This is a genomic window from Bacillus cereus group sp. Bc031 (assembly GCF_027716265.1).
GTDB classification, from domain to species: domain Bacteria; phylum Bacillota; class Bacilli; order Bacillales; family Bacillaceae_G; genus Bacillus_A; species Bacillus_A paranthracis.
In genome coordinates, this window is the sequence record NZ_JAQFUL010000003.1 from 91,939 (window position 1) to 115,328 (window position 23,390).

Sequence of the window (23,390 nt, forward strand, 5' to 3'; positions counted from 1 at the left end):
CCTTTACTTCGCTAACTGCCCTTTAGAGTATTCATGAATAAATGTAGTTAAACGTTTTAATGTATCTGGATTTACTTCTGGGAATACACCGTGACCCAAGTTAAAGATATAACCCGGCTGCTTCATCCCTTGATCTAAAATACCTTTTACATGTTCTTCAATAACAGACCATGGCGCAAGTAAGAACGAAGGATCCATATTACCTTGTACCGCCTTGTGAACGCCGCGTGCACGTGCTTCTTCAATTGGTAAACGCCAGTCTAAACCGACTACATCAAGCGGTAAGTCGTGCCATTCATTTACTAAGTGTGCAGCTCCTACGCCGTGCATAATCATCGGTACACCCATCGTGCGAACTTCTGCAAAAATACGCTCCATTGCCGGTTTAATAAATACGCGGTAATCTGCTACGTTTACTGTTCCAACCCAAGAATCGAAAATTTGAACTGCTTTTGCCCCTGCGTTAATTTGCGCTTTTAAATATGTAATAACCATATCTGCTAGCTTATCCATTAAAGCGAACCAAGCTTTTGGCTCTGCATACATGAACGCTTTCGTATTATGGTAGTTACGAGATGGACCGCCTTCAATCATATAGCTCGCTAATGTAAATGGAGCTCCTGAAAAACCGATTAACGGTACGTCTAGCATTTCAGTCGTTAATAAACGAATTGTATCTAATATGTACGGTACGTCATCTTCTGGATTGATTTCCCCTAGTTTTTCTACGTCTTGTAAAGAACGGATTGGATTATCAATAACTGGGCCAATACCTGATTTAATTTCTACATCCACACCAATTGCAGGTAGTGGTGACATAATATCTTTATAAAGAATTGCTGCGTCTACGTTATACTGATCAACTGGCAGTTTTGTAACGTAAGCACATAACTCTGGATTATGTGTAATTTCAAATAAAGAATACTTTTCTTTTATCTTTCTATATTCCGGCTGCGAACGACCTGCTTGACGCATATACCATGCTGGTACATAATCAGTACGTTCCCCCCTACATGCTTTTAAAAATGTCTCATTTATAGTTCTTACCAAGACCCTAGCTCCCTTCCTTACCACAATGCTTCGAATACGTTCGATATTTATCTTTTTTTACTATACAGCTTGTAAAAACAAAATGCATAATATTATGTACGTTGTTCATTAAATTGACACAAACATTCTTAAAAACGCTTACTATTTTCACAACATTCTTATTATAACACAGAGAAAAACTATGGTTTAGCTACTTTTGACTTTTCTCCTTCGCGATTCGTTTGTGTGTTATATGGTACAACGTAAAAACTCGGTTTTGAAAAGATGTTAACGAACTTTTCCTCATATTCCCCGGCACCATTTACAGTACCTACATGCGTATGAATTCCATTTTCCACTCTATAAATACGATACATAATTCTTTCATCTGGAAGTGGTGTCCAGCTTAATTTCGCTTTAAATAAACCGAAAGGGCTAAATGCTAATTTCATTTTCACATCTTCAATCTTGCGCAGCCGAATTGGAGCACCGATTGTTTCCACACCTTCTGGTTTCCTAAACTGCTCTTTCTGTTCTACATTTGCTTTCGTTAAAATTTTCTTAAATAATTTTGTTGCTGACGCACTTTCTCCTTGCAACTGATGCTCTTTATCTATGCGGTCATAACCAATCCAAACAGCGCCTACTAAATTTGGCGTATAGCCAACGAACCACATATCCCTCGCCCCATTATCGTCATTTGGTAAGGAAGTTGTACCTGTTTTCCCAGCTAACGCTCCGTTATATACACCGGCTTTCGCTGTCCCTTCCTTTACAACTCCTTCTAACATTTTTGTCATATACCATGCCGTTTGTTTCGAGAAAATTTTCGTTTCTACTTTTGGTGATTCTCCAATGACTGCGCCGTGTCTATTTAACACTTTATCAATAACGTGCGGCTCAATAATATCACCATTTGCTAAAAACGCACGATACATTTTCACAAGATCAAATGTTGAAACACCATTTTTCAATCCGCCAAGCGCTGTGCTTAAACCAGCATCGGCAATGTGAACATTCCCTTTCTCTAAATATTGCTTTCCTTCTTCTACCCCCAACTCGTTTAATAAAGAAACTGCTGGTACATTTGCTGACTCTAAAATCGCATCGTACATCGTTATTTCTTTCGAATATTCACGGTTATAGTTCCGAGGCTCATAACCTTCAAAAGAATGTCTTTCATTCGTCAATAAAGAATACGGATTATACTTTTTCGTTTCGAGTGCTGGCGCATAGACGATAAGTGGTTTTAGCACAGAACCGGGCTGTCTTTTTGCAAAAACGCGATTAAATCCTCTCGGGACGTACTTTCTTCCGCCAATCGCAGCTTTAATCCCGCCCGTACGATTATCCATTAATAAAAAAGCACCTTGCGCCCCCTCTTCTTTCCCAGGGAAATTCCTTGCATCTTGAAACTGGTTATACGCTACCTTTTGAATTTTTTCATCCATCGGTACGACAAACGTATATCCTCCGCGAAGCACTTCTTGATGAGACAATCCGTATAAACGTGCTGCTTCATCTATGACCATATCAATATACGGCATATATGCGAGCTCATTCTCATCTAAGTTTTTATAGAGAGCGATTGTCTTTCCTTGATAACGTACGCTTTCTTCGGCAGTCAAATAGCCTTGTTTATGCATAAGTGACAATACTAAATCGCGGCGTTCTTTACTCTTCTCTGGAGAAAAATAAGGTGAATAACCGTTTGGCGACTTCGGAAGACCTGCAAGCATTGCTCCTTCTTCTACTGTTAAATCTTCTACATTTTTATTAAAATATAACTTTGCTGCTGCTTGAATACCGTAAGCTCCATGTCCAAAATAAATATGATTCATATACATTTCAAGAATTTGTTGCTTCGTATATTTTTGCTCTAATTGAAGGGAAATTGCGACTTCCTTCAACTTACGCGTAAATGTTTTTTCACGAGTTAAAAAAACGTTTTTAGCAAGTTGCTGCGTAATCGTGCTACCGCCTTCGACCTTCCCTCCAGCTAACGTGTCTTTATAAAGAGCACGAAATATAGACGGGTAATCAATTCCTTGATGCTCATAAAAACGAGAATCTTCCACCGCAACGAACGCCTGCTGCACATATTTCGGAATTTGCTCGATTGGTACGAGGTCTCTATTTTCTACGTATAATTTCGTAATTTCTTTCCCTTTCTGGTCAACGATACGTGATGAAGAGTGGAAAACGAGCTGCTTTTCATCCATCATATAGCCACCAGCTAACACAATTAGTTTATAAAGGACAATCGCTAATAGTAGCGTTGCTAACCCACCTAATAAAGTCCACTTTACTTTCTTCATACATCGGCCTTCTTTCCAAATGATGGTACATTTATTATTTGAAAAAGAAGTATCTTTATGTATATAATCTTCGAAGTTTTTTAAGAGAGTTGATATAATAGAAACAAATAAGTAAGGGGGCATTAAAATGAAGGCTATTATTTCATACGAAACACCTCTAGAACAAGCACATTTCACTGCAAAAAATGATGAAAAAAATATGTTTTATAAAGAAAATACAGAAGAATCTGTAGAAGGATCTCTTAAGTATGATGTACTAGACGCTGTTGGAGAATTTAAAGGACAACCTGGCTATATCGTTTGTAACAACATTTCTGTAACAGACGAAGGTCGCCCAGTATTTGAAAACCGTTTTAAAAACCGCGCAGGCCTTATTGAAAACGAACCAGGATTCCAAGCAATCCGCGTTCTACGCCCATTAAGTAACGATACATATGTCATCTTAACGATGTGGGAAACAGAGCAAAACTTTAAAGACTGGACAGAATCACGTTCATTCGAAAATGCTCATAAAAAACGCCCCGCACAAGCAGAAGGACAAGCACCGGCGCATCCACATGCAGAACAGCAAAAGAGTATTTTCTCTCGTCCGTCTTTCGTGACTACTTTTGATGTGTTAGTTTAGGGTTTTGGAGCTCGAAGTTCGAAGTTTGAAGGTCACAGTATGTGAAATTATATCGACGATTTTCTGAATATATCGGCGATTTCCCAAATATATCAACGTTTTTTTCAATATATCGACGATTCGACAAAGAATATCGACTTATCGACAAATGACGACACAAAAAAGGAAACACCGTTACACGCCGGTGTTTCCTTTTTCTTTATACCAATTATATATACGAAGCGCATCTTCTTTTTGCATATGCTTCACTTTGTAACGATGCCCCGCTACTGACACGTTAGCTGTACATAGCTCGTCTTTCTTTTGGAAATACGACTGACTGTATCCGACTGCTTGCACATGCCTTCTTCACATGATTCCTGTATATTTCGCGAGTCCTCGGTATACCATGACTAACTGATTGTCCCGTATCATATAACCACTACTTGTATACCGCGCGTATGCAAGTAACGTAAATATAATACATAGTGGTATGAGAGTGAATAACGCGATATTTTGTTTAAAATATATACTCGCACCTATGATTGGCACAGCGAGTACGGCACTTGTAATCCACCCCATTATTATGTAACGGCGTAATGCTTCTTTTGGTAAAGGAACGATTTCCGCTTCCATTTCATACGGCAACTGTAAATATGCGAGTAACTGCTGCACATCTTTTTTCTTCATAAAAGGATGTAACATCACTTCATTTCCTGCCGCTTCTATACTTTGAATGACTTCTACTTCGACAGAGCAATATCCGAAAGGCTGGCGGAGAATGCCTTCTTTCACCGTAATCGCTTGAATACGGTGTAATTTTAAAACAAACTCTTTCTTATCAAATAAACCTTGCACGATGCGAACTTCATTTCCGTTTCGCTCAATTTTAAAGTTCGCATATTTTAATGCATAACCTGCTGTTGAAATGACCCACGACACTGCCATTAAAATCGCCGCCATAACGATTAATTCATATACACCGTTATCCATCACATACGTTTCTACTTTATTGATAAGCCATTCTGGTAGAAATTGATTAAACTCTGTGTAAAGGATGACTAACATAGAAAACACTAATCCGAATCTACCAGATGTAATAGATGCTGCTAAAATCTCTTTCGTTGTTAACTGATATACCGTCTTACTTCCTTCTTCCGCAGGCCCTTCTTCACTCACAACACTTCTTTCTTTATGTAATAAAGCAATGAGTTCCTTCGCTTCTGCTTCTCTAATACCCGCCAACATCACTTCTGGCTCAGTACCGCCGCCTGCCGCTTCAATATTTAATTTCGTCAGTCCAAGTATTTGATAGATGATGTTAGAAGACGTACTAATATTTTGCACACGTTCTTTATTTAAGTAACTTTCTTTTTTTACAAAGACGCCATGTTTAATATGTAAAATATTATTTTCAACCCAGTACACTTTGAAATACCATTTTATCGCTGAGAAAATAGCCATAATGAATAATAGAGCCAAAAGAATAAGGTGGAAGAAATACCATGGTTCTACTTGACCATCTGATCGAAATAAAACAAGAAAAATAAAAGGCAACAAAGTCGCAATTCGAATACCTAATAAAATCGTGATTGGATGTTGCCTCTTATACATCCTCATCACTCACTTTCGCAAGTTCTCCAATTTGTCTTTTCAACTGCTCTGCTTCTTCTTTCGTTAAACCTGGAATACTATGAGAAGTTGCTGCTGTTGAAATATGTAATTCTGCTAAATTGTACTTTCTCATAATCGGGCCCTGTTCAATCGTTACGTGCTGCACACGAATCATCGGAATAAGCACGCGTTTTACAACGAACATTCCCTTTTGAATCTCAATCTCTTCTTCATTTAATCTGTAACTATAATAGCGCTGACGTAAATTTGGAAATACAAAATAATCGAGCGGAATAAATAGAATAGCTCCTGTGACTAACAAGCCAAACAACCAACCCCACCAATTAAAATTGATCATAAAAAAGAAATACGCAATTACGACTGCTAGTATAACTGCCGCCCCAATTAAAGCATGAATTCGCCACACTTTCAGCATATTAGAATGAATCTCCCTTTCTAACGGCTGCATCTCATCACTCCAATTATATGAATGTATTACTTATATATTAGTTGATATATACATTTTTGTAAAATTATAGTTTTTTACATCGTATCGAGAACTTCTTTAAAATTCCCTTCATTAATGGAATACACTTGAAACTGAATGTAATCTATCTCATTCGTATCTGGCTTAGCAAATGGCAAAATGTTAAATCTAGAAGCCGATCTTCCCAGCATATCTACAATCATAAGAGAAACGTCAATATATTCGAAGTCTACACAGAATACGACTGCTTCTCCCGTACATTCATACTCTTTAATCGCATCGTAAGACTTATTAGCACTAATTAACATTACTTTTAATAGTTGGTTCAAATTTTCTGGTTTAAAATTAATCATATACGTGGCTCCTTTTTCAACAAAACACTACAAAAATAGTGTAATCTTATACTTTCATAGCTTCACACATCAATTATATTAAAAATAAAGCTAGTTTTTTATAAATTTTTTGATATAATTACTTACGGGAAAAGGGAAGAATTTTGTCTTCCCTTGTGTTTTTATTTGCATCTAGTACTTTTGCTAGATGCTTTTTTTACGCTAAAAAGGTATCCTCAAACACTTTGAGGATACCTTTCCATTAATTTAGTGCACTTCAACAATTGTACCATCTTCAAATACTTTAAATACGCCAGTAAATCCTGATCCAGCTGCGCCTTCTATTTTATATGTCGTACGCACTCTAATTTGATAATATTTCTTTCCATTCTCTACTTGCGTATTTTCTAGCGTATAATCATAGTCTTCTTTATATTCATTTTTAATATATTCTTTCGCTTTCTCAAAAGTAAATGCATCTTGAGTCTTTCCTGTTTCTACCTTTTGGTTCTTCTCTGTCGTTACCTTCTGGTTCTTTTCTGTTTCTACTTTTTGAGGCTTCTCTGTTGTTACCTTCTGGTTCTTTTCTGTTTCTACTTTTTGAGGCTTCTCTGTCGTTACCTTCTGGTTCTTTTCTGTTTCTACTTTTTGAGGCTTCTCTGTTGTTACCTTTTGATTCGTTGCTACATTAGTTTTTTCTGCCTTCGCTACCGTTGCATTCTTTTCTGCTTCACCAATTTTAGTAATTAATCCTGAAGCCTTTTTATTATATTCTTCAAGATTTTTGTTATCTTTTGTTTCTGAAACTAGCTTATTTAATATATCTTTCGCTTCTGCGTAATTTTTCTTATTTATTAACTCTTCACTTTTCACTAGTTGCTCGCTATACTTCTTTTTTTGTTCGACGATAGCTAATAATGCTGTTCGTTCTTCCTTCGCTTGTTTTACTAACGTACTATTTCCATCCTTCATGTTCTCTACTTTTTCAAATGACTTGATTGATTCTTCTACCTTTGTTTCTTCTTTTAACTTCACAGCTTCAATCATTGCTTTTGTTTGTTCTACAAGCACCTTTGCATCTGAATCATCTTTCTTCTCATCTAGTGCTTTTTCAAATGATGATAAGGCATTTTTATACTCTTTATTCGTTAACGCGGTCTTTCCTTCATCCATTACTTTGTCAAAATTCCCATTACTACATCCAGCTAACATTAAAAATGTAAGTCCAATTACCATTAATAACTTTTTCATTTTTTCTCCTCCTATATATCCCCTAAAACAATAGCTTTATATGTATAAAAGTCTGTGTAGTAATTAGACTGAGCGTAAATATGTACTTTATGTGCGGGAAAGGAAGTACATTTCATTTACTATCATTACTTAAAACTCCTAAATAGTTGGTTTTCTTCTTTTAAAGACAGAAAGGAATTTTAATAATGTGCGCAAAGTTCTCACCAAGCTCTTTACTACACACACTCTTATACACATAGAAAAACTTTTTGAACTTCATATATCTTCTGACGATTTGATACACACTCCGATTTGTAACATACTAAAAAACAAAAAGAAAACAAACTGCAATATAAGTTACGGTTTGTAACTATTTTGTAACACACTGTTTTTAAACATACAATAGTTTTTTTACATTATTTTCCCCACCTTCTATATTTTAAAGCGTTAATCCGGTTCTAATCCTTAATGTAATACGTATTTTCATAACAATCGCGCTAAAAAAAGAATTTACATTTTTGATTAAATTGAAGGATATACCCCCTTAAAAAGAAAAAATACGCTATTCTTTCCTATGAGCCTATAGGAAGAAAGAATAACGTATTTTTCAAAAATGAGTTCTTTTATACAAACGCTTTAGTTCTATATCACAATTAAAAGGGCAATCAACGCTAATATAGCTGGAAGTCCTTGTTTTACAATAATTGATTTATTAGATGTGAAACCGCCGAACAGAGCTGCTACTACCACACACATTACAAAGAATAATTGAACCATATAACCAATTGAATTGAGACCAAGTATAAGTCCCCAAATGAGACCAACGGCTAAAAATCCATTATATAAACCTTGGTTTGCAAACATAATGGCTACGTTTCGATCTCCTTCTAAATGCTCGGGTAATTGAAAAGCACGTTTTGCCACTTTTGAATTCATAAAAAACATTTCGAGGATCATGATAAATAAATGTTCTAATGCTACGATCCCGACTAAAATAGCTGCGATTATTTCCACAGTATTGTGCCCCCTCTATCTTCGCTTTAATCTTATAGCTTATATAAAAATCCGACATCGTCTGAATAACACGTTTTCGAAAATTCCTCCTTCTTACTTATTAAAACATTAATTGATACATCAATATTTGATGCATCAATTAATATACAACTCCTCTTTTAGTTTTGCAAGTTTTTTTGCTCTATTCGTTTTATTTTGTTCCGTCAACTTTAAATCAATTCAAAACCCCTGTTCACTCTCTAGAAACTATGGTGTTTTTCAATAACTACATAAAAAAATCAACTGAATCATCAAATTAATAATTAGTTGTCTCCAAGGACGAAAATTTTATATCTTTTTTATTTGATAAGGCGGCGTTCATTCTTTCATCATGGCATAAAAAAATGTTATTACTCTTGTTAAATTGAGTAATAACATTTTTATTTAAAGCTATTTAACAAATTTGCTTCCAACTAGCATCCTTCACATCTTCACTAGTCGGCTTTCTAACCAATTCAATACATCGCTTTTCACAGGCACCAAACACAATGAAATTTTCCTGCGCTTGTCTTAACGAAACTTCATTTGCCCCGCCTTCATAGTCAGGCTCTTTAAATTGAACAGAATCATCTTCCCAAAAACATATGTTACAAATTTCATATGTACCTGGTGGTTCTTCTTCTAATGTTTTATATCCGCAGCATGGACAAGTGTATTTCATATAATCACCTTATTTTCCTTCATACGTAGTCCTACTTACTAAAAATGTAATAGAGCAAATTATAGTTAATCCCATAAAGTACATCATTTTAATAATACGAGTATTTTCATATGTTGTAGGAACCCCGTCAGATATAACTTCATAGCAAAAAACAATACTTATGGCTAAAAGAATATATAAAATTAAGGATGGGATAAAATGTAGCTTTATAGGTAAAATAACGCACCTAAACAATATCTCTCCAAGAAGACATCCAACTAAAACAACAGGGACTCCAACTATTAAAGTAGCGGCCAACATTTGGGTCATAGTAATAAAAAGATTCGTAAAAATAGAAAATAGCTCTCCTTCAAAAATCCCCTTCTCATCGTATATTTGAATTATCGTCATTGAAATAAATAAGCTTAATAAAGAATGGGAATACGGAATTAAAAATTTCCCCAATCCTGCTCACCTCACTTTTTTTGCGTCACATATATTATTCATTATTTCCTATCATTTTTACATAGAAAAATAACTCGCCTTCCGCAAAAGACGAGCCATTCCATTTAATTCTCACTTATTCTCTTCTTATACCAATCCTGCATTCTCTCCGCATCTTCTACTCTCGTATGCTCTAATTTATAACTCGATGATGCGCTCGAAAACTTATACGTACATAAATCCGCGCGGCGCTGGAAATAGGATTGCGTCTTTTCCATTGATTGGACGTGTCTTCTTCTAACAAGTCCTGTATATTTTCCAACACTACGATATACAAGCGTAATTTGCTCTCCATTTACACTGTAACCATTTGTTTTAAATGTTGCGTATCCAAGTATAAAGATGAGGATCGCAAGCGGAATGAGTGCCCACATAATGAAGTGCTTTTCAGAGTATATACTTATTCCAATAAGCGGGATAGCTATCATTGCGAAAAAGACAAAGCTATCAATGAGATAGCGGCGTAATGCTGCTTTTGGTAATGAAATCATATTTGTATTCAGTTCGTATGGTAATTGTAAATGTGCGAGTAACTGTTGTACTCGGTCTTTTCGAATGATTGGATGGAGTGTAACTTTTTCTTTTTCGTCACCCGTTCCCTTACTTTGAATCACTTCTACTTGCACAGCACAATAGCCGAATGGCTGACGTAAAATACTTTCTTTTATCGTAATACCTTGAATACGATGTAACTTTAGGACGAGTTCTTTTTTCTCAAGTAATCCTTGTGAAATGCGGACTTCGTCATTTCTTCGATTTACTGTGAAATCTCCATGTTTTAGCGCATAACCGATTGTCGATATAATCCATGAAAGGACGATCAAAATGGCTATCATGAAAATCAAGCCATATATATCGTGGTCCATTACATATGACTTTACGCCATTCTCTATCCATTTCGGAATGTATTCCTCTACTTGGTGATACACGAAAAAGATTAACGAGAATAATAGTCCAAACTGCCCCGATGTAACAGAGGCTAGTAAAATTTCTTTCCAAGTCAATTTATATTCTGTCGTTTGTTTTTCTTCTGTAACGATTTCTTTTTCTATTGCATGTTCCGCTTTTTCGTCTAGCGTTCCTTCTGCTTTCATTTCTGGAGTTGGCTCATTTAGCAAAGCAATAAGCTCAGTTGCCTCTTCTACTGTAATACCGGCTAAACTAACCTCCGCATCATCGCCCCCACCAGCTGTTTCGATTTGGATTTTCTTTAAGCCAAGCATTTGATATAACACGTTAGAACTTGTATTAATCGTTTGAACACGTTCTTTATTTAAGTAGCTCTCCTTCTTCACAAAGAGGCCTTGTTTTACATGTAATACGTTATTTTCAACCCAGTATGTTGTGTAATACCATTTTTCAAACGCTGAAAAAACGGTGAGTAAACCGAATGCAGCGGGAATTAAATACCAAAACGGGAATTTTCCATTTAAGCTAAACATGAAAATAAAGAGTGGTATAAAATCTGTTATTTTTAATTCCAATAACATCGTGATCGGATGCTGCCTCTTATACATCCTCATCACTCACTTTCGCTAATTCTACGATTTTCGTTTTCAACATTTCTGCTTCATACATCGTTAAGCCTGGGATGCTGTGAGAAGTTGCTGCTGTTGAAATGTGTAATTCTGCTAAACCGTATTTTCTCATAATCGGCCCTTGTTCAATCGTCACATGCTGTACACGAATCATCGGTACTAATACGCGCTTTACGACGAAAAGACCGTGTTGAATTTCAAGTTCTTCTTCATTTAGTTGGTAGCTGTAATAACGCTGACGTAGTTTTGGGAATAAAAAGTACGAAAATGGTGCGAACACAACTGTTAGCCCAATCATCACATACAAAATCCACGCCCACCAATCAAACTTTATCATGAGGAAAAGGTACGCTAAAATGACAAGAATACCGATCCCTTCTTCTATTACAGCCCGAACTTTCCACACCTTGACCATGTCAGGGTGAATTTCATTTTTCAATGGATCCATGTAACCACTCCAAATCTAGTAATCTAATATATGAATAGTCTCAATCTATATTTTACATAACCTTACAGAAAATTGAAATTCAATCTTCTTTCTTCTCAGGAATAAAATATCCGAACCAAAGTAGCCAAATGAAACCGATTAACTTCATCCAATTTCCATCCGCTTGAAAAGCTTCTATCATGCCTGGAATTTTATACACCCCAATGAATCCAAGAAAACCGAGCCACCAGTTTTTTTGCATTTTCATCTTTACTCCTCCTTCATGACGTTTTTCACATTTCGAATCCAAATTTCTTTATACTTTAACTGAAATCCCATGAGCATGTAATTGCTCATATTATCAATTACAAGCGCTAGCGTATGAGCGTTTTCTTCCGTTGCATCTTGTGACACAACGCCTAGTCTCGCGCCTTTCTTCAATAGATCGTGGAAACCATTTAAAAACTCTTCTTGTATTTCAAATAAGCGTTTCTGATACTTTTCATTTCGCGCCGCAGTTACGATAAATTCATTTATGACACGTAGTATTCCTTCTTGTCCTTCATACTCAGAGAGCATATGTAAACCATCTGTGATTAACTTTTCTGCAAAATTTTCTCTCGTATATTGCTCTTTATCAAAATAACTCACGAAATGATATCCAGAAAAAACTTCTTCAAATAAAAAGTCCACTAACGCTTCTTTAGAAGAAAAGTGATAATAAATAGCCGGTTTTGAAATTCCTACCTCTTTCGCAATCATGGAAAGGCTCATCTTCTCAATTCCGTGCTCTGCCATAAGTTTAAATGAAGCCTCTACAATGTTTTGCGATGTTTGTAAATTCTTTGTCATACTGTACCTCACTTGTTTTTACTTACCGGTCGGTAAGTAAATTATAAAATGAAACAAAATGATTTTCAAGTTAGTTAGCGCTCCAGGAGGAATTTATTGGTAAATAGAGAAGAATATAAAACAAAAGCAACATATAACAATAAGGAGGATATCATATGGGAGTTGGTGGTAAAGGCGGTAGTGGTGGTAGTGGCGGCGGTGAAGCTGGACAAGCTGGTAAGAGCGGATTTTCATTGATCATTGTACTTTTTATCGTATTGATTATAGTTGGAGTTAGCTATATCGGACTTGGCTTCTAAGAAAAGGCGTCCTACATTACACATGTAGGACGCCTTGTTTTTAATCCTTATTCAACAATCGCATACGATAACAATTCATCGTTACTTCTCCAAGTCTTTGCAGTAATTGATAGTTTGCATATGCGCCGACCGGGGCACCGATTATTGGTACGAGCTGAAGCATTTTTGCTAAATCGATATAGTCTCGGTACTCTGTTTGGAACTTTTCCCAGTCCATATGATTTTCTTCTTCTGTATCCCACGTTTCGATTGCTTTCCATATTTCTTTTCGGTGTTCATCACTTGAAAAGGCAAGTTGGAAAACGTGAAGGATAAAAAGGCGCTCTTCTTTATCGCTCGTATCAAATCCGTACAATGTTGCTGCATCGAATAAAAATTTAATTTTAATGCCGAGCAACAGCGGAAAGTCAGCAAGGCCAAGGAGAATACCGCCTGCTCCCGTCCCCGCTCCTTCTGCCGCTGCTATTTTTTTATACTCATCCATTTTTTTACGTACTTCATCATCTCGTCTTTGCAACGACCAGTTCGTCTCTTTTAATTTCGGCTTTATAAAGTTTGATCCGGCACTAATTGTTTGCACCATCATCCGAATCGTTTCTGTTAATACTTTTTGCACTTTCGCCGGAATAAGCTGCTGTACTTTCGTCTGCACTTTCTTTGAGAACCGTGTCATCATAGAAGAATCTTTCATGAATGTAGCTTTCCACTGCTCCAGTTCTTTTATAACCTTTTCTTCATATGTAATCATAGGTTCATTCCCTTCAATTTAAACGCTCAATACGTTTTGCCCCATATTGATAAACGAAACCGATACTAAATACTATGCTTAGGACTAGTAAAATTCCTGTCATCATGAAATCTTTCGTAGCAAGTGCAAATATGATTGTAAATACAACGCTGCCAATAATGAGAATTGCATTTAATAAAGTAAGAAAATCTTTCTTCTTCTCTTCTCCGCCTACTGGGTACAAATCAAGCCAAATTTTCATGCGGTGATGTTTCCATAAAGTTAATAGCTGATAACCGATTAAGTATAGGAAGATAAGGCTTACGATAAATCGTCCATATAAAAACGGAATGAAGTAAAGAATAACTCCGCCAAGAGCGAGCAGGCGCACATATAAGCCAAAATAATTACCAGATCTTAAGAACGTTCTCGTATATAAGTATAAATAGGTACGCTTTTCACCGATCATCGAAAGAATGAAATCAAGCCATTTTCTACGTGCTACTCTCTCTTTTAATGCTGGTACATCAACGAACATGTTCGCGATGCGGTACAGCAGCATCATCTTCTTACCTTCTTCAGAAATTAAATACTCCCAGTTTAACGGCTTTCCCTTCACCATTTGATGCAGAATAGCGAGGTATAACACCATCAGAAGGATGATTCCGGCAATAAACATAACGGAAGTACGTTCCACAAGGAAATAAACAAATAAGGCGTTTAAAATAAATCGAATGAACCAATCGGCTCTTTGTATATTTTGATCTGTTAAAAATGACTTTTCCCACGCGACGAATAAGTTCCACGCTTTTACAATGATAAACGCGATTACAATCCATATGTAACCAGCTCCTGTTTGTTTCATTTGCTGGAAGTATAACGGAGCAAGCGCTGCTGCTACGATTGCAATTATGTATAACTGAATCATAAACGTAAAAAGAAATGCCTTTGTGAAGTATGGTTTTAACTTTTCTTCCACTGGCAGTAAGTAAACGAGATCCGCTTCTTTTAATAACGTTTGAATAGATCCGGCCGTTAATACGAATCCAAGTAACACTGCCATAACGAGCGCAGTCGGAAACGAAGGTGTTAACGTTTGTAACCATTGCTGGTAATAATACGCTCCTGCGCCGATGATGAATACGAAAATAAATTTTAAATGATCATTAAATACGTATTTACTATATGTACGAACTTCTTGTAAAAAGTAACGAAATCGTTCTTTCCATAACGCTGTGCTATTCATAATCTTCTTCCTTCGTTAATGCAATATAAATATCATCTAACGTTGCACCTGGCATATGAAACTGTGATTGCAGCTCAGATAATGTTCCCTTTGCTCTTACTTCGCCTTGATGCAAAATTATGAACGAATCACAATAACGCTCTGCCGTCGCTAAAATATGTGTACTCATTAAAATACCTGCACCACTCTTTTTCATTTGGTCCATCATTTGAAGGAGTGATTGGATTGCTAACGGATCAAGCCCAACGAACGGTTCGTCCACAATGTAAAGAGATGGCTCTACTAAAAACGCACTCATAATCATTACTTTTTGTTTCATCCCTTTTGAGAAATGAGACGGAAACCATTTCAAACGATTTTTCATACGGAATTCTTGTAATAATTGTCCTACACGTTCTTCATATTGTTTTTCATCAACGCCGTAAGCCATCGCTGTTAACTTCAAATGTTCTTCTAGCGTTAGCTCATCATATAATACTGGTGTTTCTGGGATGAACGAAAAACTAGAACGGTACGCTGTCATATCATCACGAATTGTTTTCCCATTAATTGTGACAGTTCCTTTTTTCGGTTCCATTAAACCGATAATATGTTTAATCGTCGTACTTTTACCTGCTCCATTTAAACCGATTAAGCCGACAAGTTCACCTTTATTCACAGAGAACGAAACATCTTTTAATACAGGTCGTTTCGTATATCCTCCTGTAACATTTTCTACACGCAATAACTCGCTCATACGACACCACTTTCTTCATTTATATTCGTTCTATATTCATCTTACCAAAAATTACGCTGTACTACATAGTATCGATGCGTTCAAAAAAAATTTAAATTTGTTCGCATATATTATTACGAAAGCGGACATCATAATTATTGAAGAAGGAACACATTGAAAAAGCGACCACCTATTGATGAGTACAACAACATAGTGAAGTCATCATGAAATGGGGTGTCCATGTTGGACAAAGGAATTTACACATAACCAGATTATTTGTTTTATTTTCGAAACGGGGTGTCTCCGAAAGAGCATATACTGTTTTAAAAAGTAAACAATTTCATTTAAAAAGATTGCAATTCATTTCACTTGAAAATGGGGTGTCTACGGCAGAAACTTTAGCCGATTTACCGTGCATTTCTTAAAATAAATGAGGTGTCTGCGAAACGTAAATTACGATAATGCTTTTTCAATCCCTCTTCAGAAAACAGGAAGCTGAGTCAGCTTCCTGTTTTTCGTGTTTGTTCTCTTATGTAATTATGGTAAAATACGGCTAAGGATATTTGAAAGGATGAGATCAATGAATCATACAGCGGATAATTGTATTTTTTGCAAAATCATTGACGGGCAAATCCCTTGCTCAAAAGTATACGAAGATGAACATGTGCTTGCATTTTTAGATATTAGTCAAGTGACAAAAGGACATACTCTTGTTATTCCGAAAGTTCACAAACAAGACATTTTTGCGTTAACGCCAGAAATCGCATCACATATTTTTTCTGTCGTTCCAAAAATCGCAAATGCGATTAAAGCAGAGTTTAATCCAGTTGGCTTTAACCTACTTAACAACAACGGTGAAAAAGCTGGACAAACTGTGTTCCACTTCCACCTTCATTTAATTCCACGCTACGGTGAAAACGATGGTTTCGGTGCTGTTTGGAAATCACATCAAAATGAATACACAATGGAAAATTTACAAAACATCGCAAGTACAATTGCAAATAGCGTGAAATAGTGACACTATAATAAGTAGTCATACATAACAAGCCACTTTCCTAAAGTGATTAAATATGGCACGGCTTGTTTCTCCACTTAAGATGCCAGGGACTGCACACTTTCCTTTCCCTCGTCTTAAAGATATGCATATTTTTTCACATCATGAATACGAACAAAAAATAAGGAGGTCTCCTTTTATGTCAAAAGCTAAATCCTTTATTACCGGTGTCATTTGCGGCGGAGCAGTTGCTGGACTAGCTGTTCTTTTCTCAACTCCTTCTTCTGGCAAAGACATGCGCGGCAAGTTAAAAGAAAAAGGAAATGATATTAAAAAGACTTTAGCTGATATTACAGCTGATACAAAATTATTAAAACGTCAAATCGTTGAAACTGCTTCAGAAGGTAAAGAAGTGTTCCAAGAATTAAAAGACGATATGCACGATACACTTTCTAACTGGAAGCAAGATATTTCTCAAAACAAACGACATATTGAGAAAGAGATTTTGGACATTCAAAAATCAATTGAGAAACTACAAGAAGCTGTTCCGGAAAAAGCGTAAACAAATTCCTGCTTAGTTTTTTGCATATAACAAATATTTTTTATATAAATGGACCTTAACACGGCATATCACATAGATATGCCGTGTTTTTATGCATTTACAATATATGTTATCACTTAACATGTATGGACAACACATGTATTCATGACTCATAAACCGCTTCCATAGTTATGCATGATTTGTATAGAATGTCATTTTTTTAAAAAATTTTCACAATTCTCACAAAAAGACTTTATTAATTTTTATTTTACTGGCATAATAGATAGTAATGAAAAAGAATGTTAAAGTGGGTGAGTATATGAAAAGTGGAGAAAAAGATTACTCGGTAAAAGAAGCGATGATTTTCAGCCAACGCATTGCTCAATTATCGAAAGCGTTATGGAAATGTGTAGAGAAAGATTGGCAGATGTGGATTAAACCTTATGATTTAAACATTAATGAGCATCATATTTTAACAATCGCTTATCATTTAAAAGGGGCTTCTATTTCTGAGATTGCTAAGTTTGGAGTTATGCACGTATCAACGGCGTTTAACTTCTCGAAAAAGCTGGAAGAACGCGGCTATCTTGTATTCTCGAAAAAAGAAGATGATAAACGAAATACGTACATCGAAATTACAGACAAAGGGGAAGAATTACTACTTCGCTTAATGGAGGAGTATGACCCTGAAAATAATTCAGTGTTTAATGGGGCTCTTGCACTTCGTAATTTTTATGGGAAGTTCCCAGAAAATATCGAACTGATTGCTATCTTGCGTAACATTTACGGACAAGACTTCATCGATATTTTTGAGAAATCATTAGAAGATATTGAAGAGAACTTTACAGAATCCGATCAGAAGTTAGTTAAGAAATAATCTATTTATTTTTTCGCAATCATGCTTAAGAATTCATTCATAAGCGGTTTGAATAAACCTTGTTTTGCTAGCGCTTCCGCAGTTTCGTGTACTTCGAGCTGATGTGGAAGCGCTTTTTCAAATTGATCTAACAGCGCATCGAACAAAAGAAGGCCTTCTGCTTTCTCCGCTACATATTGCTCGTTCAGTATTTCACAAAGATGTAGTATACGTTCAACATCTTTTTTACGAGCTTTTTTCTTTATGATCAAAGAATAAAATGGACACTTTTCTTCATCAATCATTTTAAATAGTAGGTCTACGTAGTATTCAGCTTGTTCTAATCTTCTAACAACGTCCATTTTCTCCCTCACTTTCTAACACAAAGTCTTCTATTTCTGAATTTTATAACACGAACAAAATATCGTATGATACAATATATAAAGTATATGTATTTTAGCCAAAAGGAGGTCTCGCCTCATGACACTTATAACAGTTGTTTTTGTCGCATTCGCACTTCTTGTTATATTTTACACGAATTTCATGACACATACACTGTGTGAACGAAAACAAATATCTGCGAGCCGCCAACCCGGTGTCTTTCGGGTTATTAATGTATGTATAACAATTTTATTAATTTCTAGTTATATAGAAATTATATTTCATGGAAAGTGAGGAAGGAAAGCCCCTTCCTCACTTTTTTCCTCTATAAGCAAATTATACCTACAATAACCAATAAAATAAACAGTACAAGTAATAAAATAAGTTGAGAATTCATCCCCCATCCCCCTCCTCTTTTCTGTATATGCGACATACGCCCAATATGGCACACCTTCAAAATCTGACACGTACTGGTTAATTTTTCTTTATCAATATGAAATCGAGTCGAAATATGATATATTAAATTTTGTACATATTGCTTATACTATGAAATAAATGACACGCATCTTAACTTTATCCTAAAGCCTCGGTAAGCCCTGTTAAGCGCGCTTTACCAATATAAAAAGCAAAAGTATCAGTGAGACTTAATCGGGCTCTTATGAACTAAAATTCATTGGTGTAGGATAAATTAAAAATACATAATAGTAGGAGTGTTTATTGAATGAAGAAAGCTATGCTTGCCTTAGCCGCAACAAGTGTAATCGCATTATCAGCATGTGGAACATCATCATCAGACAAAATCGTTACATCTAAAGCTGGTGACATTACAAAAGAAGAATTCTACGAGCAAATGAAGACACAAGCTGGTAAACAAGTACTAAATAACATGGTTATGGAAAAAGTACTTATTAAAAACTACAAAGTTGAAGACAAAGAAGTAGACAAAAAGTTCGATGAAATGAAAAAACAATACGGTGATCAATTCGATACACTATTAAAACAACAAGGTATTAAAGAAGAAACGTTAAAAACTGGTGTGCGTGCTCAATTAGCGCAAGAAAAAGCTATCGAGAAAACAATCACTGATAAAGAATTGAAAGATAATTACAAGCCTGAAATTAAAGCAAGCCACATTCTTGTAAAAGATGAAGCAACTGCTAAAAAGGTTAAAGAAGAACTTGGACAAGGTAAATCTTTCGAAGAGTTAGCAAAACAATACTCTGAAGATACTGGTTCAAAAGAAAAAGGTGGCGACTTAGGATTCTTCGGACCTGGCAAAATGGTTAAAGAATTCGAAGAGGCTGCTTATAAACTGAAAAAAGATGAAGTAAGCGAACCTGTGAAATCACAATTCGGTTACCATATCATTAAAGTAACAGACATTAAAGAGCCAGAAAAATCATTCGAACAATCTAAAGCTGACATCAAAAAAGAAATCGTTCAGAAGAAAGCACAAGATGGCGAATTCATGAACGACCTTATGATGAAAGAAATCAAAAAAGCTGACGTAAAAGTTGATGATAAAGATTTGAAAGATCTTTTCAAAGAGCAAAAAGCTGACGCTAAGAAAGACGAAAAGAAATAATGAAATAAAAAGCTTGGGCTTCGGCCCAAGCTTTTTTATATGCCCTCTTCTCCCGGTAACTATGTCCGATTTCGGTAAATGAAATTATATAGTTGGTCCTCTGAATAAATTATATCGGCGATTTTCGAGATATATCGGCGCAATTCCAAATATATCAGCGATTTTCAAAATATATCGACTTACCGACAAAAAACGACAACAAGCGTGACTCCCTCTATAAACACAAAAAAACCTTGATTCCATTACACACGGAACCAAGGTTTATCTTATTATCATTGATTAAATTCAGAAACTATGTTAAATTAGTACAGAAACACGTTTTCTAAAATACAAAGAACGTATTTATCCGTATCTTAATTGTACACCAAAACACATCTTCAGTCAACCTCTATTTTTCACTTTTAAAGGAGTGCTACCGTATGAATAAAAAACTTGATTTAGAGCAAAAACGCTTGGATACCGTAATCGAAACGATTGCGAAACAAATTGATAAGCTGGAAAACGAAACTGGTAGACGCCGGGCAGAAGTAATCAATATTCGTAAACATTTCTGGGATGACGTGAAAGTGAATACTGATACTTTTGATGATTATCTTGAAACAGTTATCAACTTAAGACAACAAGCTCAGTCACTAGCTGTCACACAAATTACTCATAAGCACACCTTTAATCGGCTTGCCGCACTAAAACGCATGCATAAATCACCTTATTTTGGACGAATTGATTTTAAAGAAGAAGGAGAATCTGCTGCGGAGAAAATTTATATTGGCGTAGCTACACTTACTGATGCAAGCGGAGAAAATTTTCTTATATATGACTGGCGCGCACCCATTTCAAGTGTCTACTACGATTATCCACCAGGACCGGCTGAATACAGTACACCAGGTGGCGTAATTCACGGTAACGTGGAGAAAAAATTACAATACATTATTCAAAATGGCGAGATTGATTCTATGTTCGATACGAGCCTTACAATTGGCGATGAAATCTTGCAACAAGCGCTCGGAAAAGGTACGAACAAACATATGCAAAGTATCGTCGCTACGATTCAGCGCGAGCAAAATGAAATTATTCGTCACGATGAAGGCCGACTCCTTATCGTGCAAGGAGCTGCTGGTAGCGGTAAAACGTCCGCTGCGCTGCAACGAATCGCCTACTTACTATATAAATATCGCGAATGGCTAAAAGCGGATCAAATTATTCTCTTCTCCCCTAACTCTATGTTCAACAGTTACGTATCTAACGTACTACCTGAACTCGGCGAAGAAAATATGCAGCAAGTGACATTCCAAGAATATTTAAACCATAGACTAAGTAAGTCATTTGACGTGGAAGATCCATACGAGCAATTAGAATATATGCTAACTGAAACAAATAGCCCTACCTATAAAACGAGAAATGCGAGCATTCGCTTTAAAGCATCTACTCAATTTTTCGAGATGATTCGAGCGTACAGACAATCTCTTGAATCATCAGGCATGCTATTTAGAGGAATGAAATTTAGAGGAAAGCTAATTGTTTCTGCGAAAGAAATTACAGAGCAGTTTTACAATACCGACTCCTCCCTCCGCTTCCATAGTCGAATTGAAAAGTTAACGGATTGGCTAAATAAGCAAATAGATGCACTTGAAAAAGCAGAACTGAAAAAGCCTTGGGTAGAAGAAGAAATTGAACTACTGAGTAAAGATGAATATCAAAAGGCTTATAAATATTTACAGAAAAAAGGTGAGTTTGACGACAACTCCTTTAACGATTTTGAGAAAGAAGCGAAAGTACTTGGACGTATGATTGTCCGTAAAAAATTGAAACCACTTCGCAAAGGTGTTCAAACATTGCGTTTCATCAATTTCACAGGCATATATAAACAGCTATTCACAGATGCATCATGGGTTACGGGAGAAAAGCCGAAAGACTGGGATGACATTTGTTCTTTAACGGTGAACATGCTCGATGAAGGAAAATTATATTACGAGGATGCAACTCCATTTTTACTTTTGAAAGAGTTAATTGAAGGCTTCCAAACGAACCGATCAATTAAACACGTACTCGTAGACGAAGCGCAAGATTATTCACCATTTCAGTTCGAGTTTTTAAAACGTCTCTTCCCTGCCGCAAGAATGACTGTACTCGGAGACTTTAACCAAGCGATATTTGCCCATGCAAGTGAAACAGTGAATTTCAATACGCTCACTAGCTTATACGGACCGGATGAAACAAACGGCATTAACTTAACTCGTAGCTATCGCTCAACAAAACCAATTATTGAATTCACACGTGCTCTCGTACCAGAAGGAAAGAACATTCACGCCTTTGAACGTGACGGCGAGAAACCTACAGTGACGAAAGTATCAAATGAGAGCGAACTGCACGAACGTATTACTGCCAAAATTGCTGAACTGCAAAAAGAGCAGCACAATACAATCGCAATTATATGTAAATCTGCAGCTGAAAGCGCCGCTGCCTATGAGTCACTTAGTCATATCGAGAATATTAAACTCGTTAAGAGTAACTCAGCTGAGTATGAGCAAGGCATCGTTGTGATCCCTGCTTACTTAGCGAAGGGTATCGAATTTGATGCTGTTATTATTTACAATGCTTCTAAAGATGTATACAGCGATAAGAGCGTTCGTAGATTATTCTACACTGCTTGTACGCGCGCGATGCACGAATTGCAACTTTATAGCGTTGGCGAAGTTAGTCCTTTTATACTTGAGGCTGATTCGGAGAGTTTTGAGCTTATTACAACACCTTGATAACAATCAAGGTGTTTTCTTTTTTATGCAGGACTTACACCTTTAAAGTAGAATATATCAGTTTAGAAAAAAGTTAAGGAGCGAAAAGATGAACCATTATTTTATTGCTATTTATGACGGTGAGTTTCCTACCGAGAAATTACATACCATTTTACAATCTAATCCCACTTTTACTGATCTAAACGTCCGCACCCTTTCAATCTCATCACCAAGACCTTTTACATTATTAGTTGCCGAAGAACACGATGCACTTACAATTGAACTTACAGACAAATACCACTTATTAACGAAAGAATTGCAAACACTTGAGCAGCAAGAAAAGTACTACTATGTATACGATTATAAAATTAGAAAGACCATCGAGAATCCTACCCAAAAATGCTTTCCATTCGCACAAATCAATATAAGTGTTACGAAATTCCATCAGATGATTCAAAAAGTAAAAGACTTAAAACGACCTGTATTTGCAGGTTATAACATCGTCTCTCATGATGCAGACATACTTACGATTGATGTACTTCTTTCTTCACCTTTATTGGATCCTAACACTTCTGAAAAAAATACGACAGAACATGCTTATTTACAACAATTAACTGAATCAATCTCTCGTTCTGAATTATGTACTTCTATTAAAGCGAGTTCACTTATTTAAACATAAAATGAAA

Annotated in this window: 25 protein-coding genes and 1 pseudogene; 9 read left to right on the forward strand and 17 right to left on the reverse strand. The window is 36.0% G+C overall.

Features of this window, described 5'->3' with window-relative positions:
• Positions 1-3 precede the first annotated feature (3 nt).
• Together hemE and PDQ33_RS02510 are read right to left on the reverse strand one after the other, a co-directional pair.
• Positions 4-1,050, reverse strand: coding sequence for a uroporphyrinogen decarboxylase (gene hemE / locus PDQ33_RS02505; protein ID WP_000252614.1), 1,047 nt, complete (start codon positions 1,048-1,050; stop codon positions 4-6).
• A gap of 179 nt (positions 1,051-1,229) precedes the next feature.
• Complete coding sequence (locus PDQ33_RS02510) at positions 1,230-3,347, reverse strand: transglycosylase domain-containing protein (RefSeq protein WP_071741542.1); 2,118 nt, start codon at positions 3,345-3,347, stop codon at positions 1,230-1,232.
• Between the two features lie 127 nt (positions 3,348-3,474).
• Here PDQ33_RS02510 and hmoB point away from each other — a divergent pair, with 127 nt between their 5' ends.
• Positions 3,475-3,972 carry a heme-degrading monooxygenase HmoB gene (hmoB, locus tag PDQ33_RS02515; protein ID WP_000644055.1) on the forward strand — a complete coding sequence of 166 codons (498 nt, stop codon included), beginning with the start codon at positions 3,475-3,477 and terminating at the stop codon, positions 3,970-3,972.
• Positions 3,973-4,146: 174 nt separating this feature from the next.
• Here the strand turns inward: hmoB and PDQ33_RS02520 are convergent.
• The 11 genes and pseudogenes from PDQ33_RS02520 to PDQ33_RS02570 form a co-directional block, all read right to left on the reverse strand.
• Positions 4,147-5,565 (reverse strand): annotated as a pseudogene (locus PDQ33_RS02520) (PH domain-containing protein).
• On the reverse strand, positions 5,558-6,034 hold the full coding sequence (locus PDQ33_RS02525; RefSeq protein ID WP_001182705.1) for a PH domain-containing protein: 477 nt from the start codon (positions 6,032-6,034) through the stop codon (positions 5,558-5,560). The pseudogene PDQ33_RS02520 and the gene PDQ33_RS02525 overlap by 8 nt, the downstream one beginning before the upstream one ends.
• A 74-nt stretch (positions 6,035-6,108) precedes the next feature.
• Positions 6,109-6,405 carry a hypothetical protein gene (locus tag PDQ33_RS02530; RefSeq protein ID WP_000606816.1) on the reverse strand — a complete coding sequence of 99 codons (297 nt, stop codon included), beginning with the start codon at positions 6,403-6,405 and terminating at the stop codon, positions 6,109-6,111.
• Positions 6,406-6,651: 246 nt separating this feature from the next.
• Entirely contained in the window at positions 6,652-7,635 is a 984-nt protein-coding gene (locus PDQ33_RS02535) for a hypothetical protein (RefSeq protein WP_163072778.1), read from the reverse strand.
• 621 nt (positions 7,636-8,256) lie between these two features.
• Complete coding sequence (locus tag PDQ33_RS02540; protein WP_000402491.1) at positions 8,257-8,628, reverse strand: DUF1304 domain-containing protein; 372 nt, start codon at positions 8,626-8,628, stop codon at positions 8,257-8,259.
• A 433-nt stretch (positions 8,629-9,061) separates the two neighbouring features.
• Positions 9,062-9,328 carry a CPCC family cysteine-rich protein gene (locus tag PDQ33_RS02545; RefSeq protein ID WP_000877827.1) on the reverse strand — a complete coding sequence of 89 codons (267 nt, stop codon included), beginning with the start codon at positions 9,326-9,328 and terminating at the stop codon, positions 9,062-9,064.
• A 9-nt stretch (positions 9,329-9,337) separates the two neighbouring features.
• Positions 9,338-9,772, reverse strand: coding sequence for a hypothetical protein (locus PDQ33_RS02550; RefSeq protein WP_270392944.1), 435 nt, complete (start codon positions 9,770-9,772; stop codon positions 9,338-9,340).
• 104 nt (positions 9,773-9,876) lie between these two features.
• Positions 9,877-11,328: a PH domain-containing protein gene (locus PDQ33_RS02555; protein ID WP_076867627.1), complete on the reverse strand. Its 1,452-nt coding sequence runs from the start codon at positions 11,326-11,328 to the stop codon at positions 9,877-9,879.
• A complete protein-coding gene (locus tag PDQ33_RS02560; protein ID WP_270754617.1) occupies positions 11,321-11,797 on the reverse strand; it encodes a PH domain-containing protein in 477 nt (158 codons plus the stop codon). Before PDQ33_RS02560 ends, PDQ33_RS02555 begins: the two co-directional genes overlap by 8 nt.
• A 79-nt stretch (positions 11,798-11,876) precedes the next feature.
• Positions 11,877-12,044, reverse strand: coding sequence for a hypothetical protein (locus PDQ33_RS02565; RefSeq protein WP_000783813.1), 168 nt, complete (start codon positions 12,042-12,044; stop codon positions 11,877-11,879).
• A 2-nt stretch (positions 12,045-12,046) separates the two neighbouring features.
• Positions 12,047-12,628 carry a TetR/AcrR family transcriptional regulator gene (locus PDQ33_RS02570; protein ID WP_000164867.1) on the reverse strand — a complete coding sequence of 194 codons (582 nt, stop codon included), beginning with the start codon at positions 12,626-12,628 and terminating at the stop codon, positions 12,047-12,049.
• Between the two features lie 155 nt (positions 12,629-12,783).
• Between PDQ33_RS02570 and PDQ33_RS02575 the strand changes: the two genes are divergently transcribed.
• The gene (locus tag PDQ33_RS02575) at positions 12,784-12,927 is read left to right on the forward strand and encodes a YjcZ family sporulation protein (protein ID WP_242301862.1); all 144 of its coding nucleotides are present in this window, start codon (positions 12,784-12,786) and stop codon (positions 12,925-12,927) included.
• A 40-nt stretch (positions 12,928-12,967) separates the two neighbouring features.
• Here PDQ33_RS02575 and ecsC read toward each other — a convergent pair whose 3' ends face one another.
• From ecsC to ecsA, 3 genes are read right to left on the reverse strand one after another with little or no spacing between them, the layout of a single operon-like run.
• The gene (gene ecsC, locus PDQ33_RS02580) at positions 12,968-13,675 is read right to left on the reverse strand and encodes an ecs operon protein EcsC (protein WP_000634130.1); all 708 of its coding nucleotides are present in this window, start codon (positions 13,673-13,675) and stop codon (positions 12,968-12,970) included.
• Positions 13,676-13,688: 13 nt separating this feature from the next.
• The gene (gene ecsB, locus PDQ33_RS02585) at positions 13,689-14,900 is read right to left on the reverse strand and encodes an ABC transporter permease EcsB (protein ID WP_242301864.1); all 1,212 of its coding nucleotides are present in this window, start codon (positions 14,898-14,900) and stop codon (positions 13,689-13,691) included.
• Entirely contained in the window at positions 14,893-15,636 is a 744-nt protein-coding gene (gene ecsA / locus PDQ33_RS02590; RefSeq protein ID WP_001292602.1) for an ABC transporter ATP-binding protein EcsA, read from the reverse strand. The genes ecsB and ecsA overlap by 8 nt, the downstream gene beginning before the upstream one ends.
• A 559-nt stretch (positions 15,637-16,195) precedes the next feature.
• Here ecsA and PDQ33_RS02595 point away from each other — a divergent pair.
• The 3 genes from PDQ33_RS02595 (at position 16,196) to PDQ33_RS02605 (ending at position 18,027) form a co-directional block, all read left to right on the forward strand.
• The gene (locus PDQ33_RS02595) at positions 16,196-16,630 is read left to right on the forward strand and encodes an HIT family protein (protein WP_001016840.1); all 435 of its coding nucleotides are present in this window, start codon (positions 16,196-16,198) and stop codon (positions 16,628-16,630) included.
• Between the two features lie 178 nt (positions 16,631-16,808).
• Positions 16,809-17,171 (forward strand): YtxH domain-containing protein, encoded by a 363-nt coding sequence (locus tag PDQ33_RS02600; RefSeq protein ID WP_000030300.1) that lies wholly within the window; start codon positions 16,809-16,811, stop codon positions 17,169-17,171.
• A 298-nt stretch (positions 17,172-17,469) separates the two neighbouring features.
• Positions 17,470-18,027, forward strand: a complete 558-nt coding sequence (locus PDQ33_RS02605) for an HTH-type transcriptional regulator Hpr (RefSeq protein WP_000834918.1) — start codon at positions 17,470-17,472, stop codon at positions 18,025-18,027.
• Between the two features lie 5 nt (positions 18,028-18,032).
• On the opposite strand, the gene PDQ33_RS02610 is transcribed toward PDQ33_RS02605, so the two are convergent.
• Positions 18,033-18,368 carry a DUF1878 family protein gene (locus PDQ33_RS02610; protein ID WP_048557269.1) on the reverse strand — a complete coding sequence of 112 codons (336 nt, stop codon included), beginning with the start codon at positions 18,366-18,368 and terminating at the stop codon, positions 18,033-18,035.
• Positions 18,369-18,486: 118 nt separating this feature from the next.
• On the opposite strand from PDQ33_RS02610, the gene PDQ33_RS02615 reads away from it, so the two are divergent.
• From PDQ33_RS02615 to PDQ33_RS02630, 4 genes are all read left to right on the forward strand, one after another.
• Positions 18,487-18,681 (forward strand): hypothetical protein, encoded by a 195-nt coding sequence (locus tag PDQ33_RS02615; RefSeq protein ID WP_000172692.1) that lies wholly within the window; start codon positions 18,487-18,489, stop codon positions 18,679-18,681.
• A 427-nt stretch (positions 18,682-19,108) separates the two neighbouring features.
• Positions 19,109-19,972, forward strand: coding sequence for a peptidylprolyl isomerase PrsA (gene prsA, locus PDQ33_RS02620; protein ID WP_000710071.1), 864 nt, complete (start codon positions 19,109-19,111; stop codon positions 19,970-19,972).
• A 419-nt stretch (positions 19,973-20,391) separates the two neighbouring features.
• Positions 20,392-22,725 (forward strand): RNA polymerase recycling motor HelD, encoded by a 2,334-nt coding sequence (gene helD, locus PDQ33_RS02625; RefSeq protein ID WP_270754623.1) that lies wholly within the window; start codon positions 20,392-20,394, stop codon positions 22,723-22,725.
• Between the two features lie 88 nt (positions 22,726-22,813).
• Positions 22,814-23,377: a hypothetical protein gene (locus tag PDQ33_RS02630; RefSeq protein WP_242277410.1), complete on the forward strand. Its 564-nt coding sequence runs from the start codon at positions 22,814-22,816 to the stop codon at positions 23,375-23,377.
• Positions 23,378-23,390 lie beyond the last annotated feature (13 nt).

Bases quoted from the DNA above. Each gene is read 5' to 3' on its own strand.
- PDQ33_RS02560 (WP_270754617.1), bottom strand. From the start codon at position 11,797: ATGGATCCATTGAAAAATGAAATTCACCCTGACATGGTCAAGGTGTGG.
- PDQ33_RS02545 (WP_000877827.1), bottom strand. From the start codon at position 9,328: ATGAAATACACTTGTCCATGCTGCGGATATAAAACATTAGAAGAAGAA.
- hmoB (WP_000644055.1), top strand. From the start codon at position 3,475: ATGAAGGCTATTATTTCATACGAAACACCTCTAGAACAAGCACATTTC.
- PDQ33_RS02600 (WP_000030300.1), top strand. From the start codon at position 16,809: ATGTCAAAAGCTAAATCCTTTATTACCGGTGTCATTTGCGGCGGAGCA.
- PDQ33_RS02615 (WP_000172692.1), top strand. From the start codon at position 18,487: ATGACACTTATAACAGTTGTTTTTGTCGCATTCGCACTTCTTGTTATA.
- PDQ33_RS02630 (WP_242277410.1), top strand. From the start codon at position 22,814: ATGAACCATTATTTTATTGCTATTTATGACGGTGAGTTTCCTACCGAG.
- helD (WP_270754623.1), top strand. From the start codon at position 20,392: ATGAATAAAAAACTTGATTTAGAGCAAAAACGCTTGGATACCGTAATC.
- PDQ33_RS02555 (WP_076867627.1), bottom strand. From the start codon at position 11,328: ATGTATAAGAGGCAGCATCCGATCACGATGTTATTGGAATTAAAAATA.
- PDQ33_RS02570 (WP_000164867.1), bottom strand. From the start codon at position 12,628: ATGACAAAGAATTTACAAACATCGCAAAACATTGTAGAGGCTTCATTT.
- ecsB (WP_242301864.1), bottom strand. From the start codon at position 14,900: ATGAATAGCACAGCGTTATGGAAAGAACGATTTCGTTACTTTTTACAA.
- ecsC (WP_000634130.1), bottom strand. From the start codon at position 13,675: ATGATTACATATGAAGAAAAGGTTATAAAAGAACTGGAGCAGTGGAAA.
- PDQ33_RS02535 (WP_163072778.1), bottom strand. From the start codon at position 7,635: ATGAAAAAGTTATTAATGGTAATTGGACTTACATTTTTAATGTTAGCT.
- PDQ33_RS02510 (WP_071741542.1), bottom strand. From the start codon at position 3,347: ATGAAGAAAGTAAAGTGGACTTTATTAGGTGGGTTAGCAACGCTACTA.
- PDQ33_RS02565 (WP_000783813.1), bottom strand. From the start codon at position 12,044: ATGAAAATGCAAAAAAACTGGTGGCTCGGTTTTCTTGGATTCATTGGG.
- prsA (WP_000710071.1), top strand. From the start codon at position 19,109: ATGAAGAAAGCTATGCTTGCCTTAGCCGCAACAAGTGTAATCGCATTA.
- PDQ33_RS02595 (WP_001016840.1), top strand. From the start codon at position 16,196: ATGAATCATACAGCGGATAATTGTATTTTTTGCAAAATCATTGACGGG.
- ecsA (WP_001292602.1), bottom strand. From the start codon at position 15,636: ATGAGCGAGTTATTGCGTGTAGAAAATGTTACAGGAGGATATACGAAA.
- PDQ33_RS02525 (WP_001182705.1), bottom strand. From the start codon at position 6,034: ATGCAGCCGTTAGAAAGGGAGATTCATTCTAATATGCTGAAAGTGTGG.
- PDQ33_RS02610 (WP_048557269.1), bottom strand. From the start codon at position 18,368: ATGGACGTTGTTAGAAGATTAGAACAAGCTGAATACTACGTAGACCTA.
- PDQ33_RS02575 (WP_242301862.1), top strand. From the start codon at position 12,784: ATGGGAGTTGGTGGTAAAGGCGGTAGTGGTGGTAGTGGCGGCGGTGAA.
- PDQ33_RS02605 (WP_000834918.1), top strand. From the start codon at position 17,470: ATGAAAAGTGGAGAAAAAGATTACTCGGTAAAAGAAGCGATGATTTTC.
- PDQ33_RS02530 (WP_000606816.1), bottom strand. From the start codon at position 6,405: ATGATTAATTTTAAACCAGAAAATTTGAACCAACTATTAAAAGTAATG.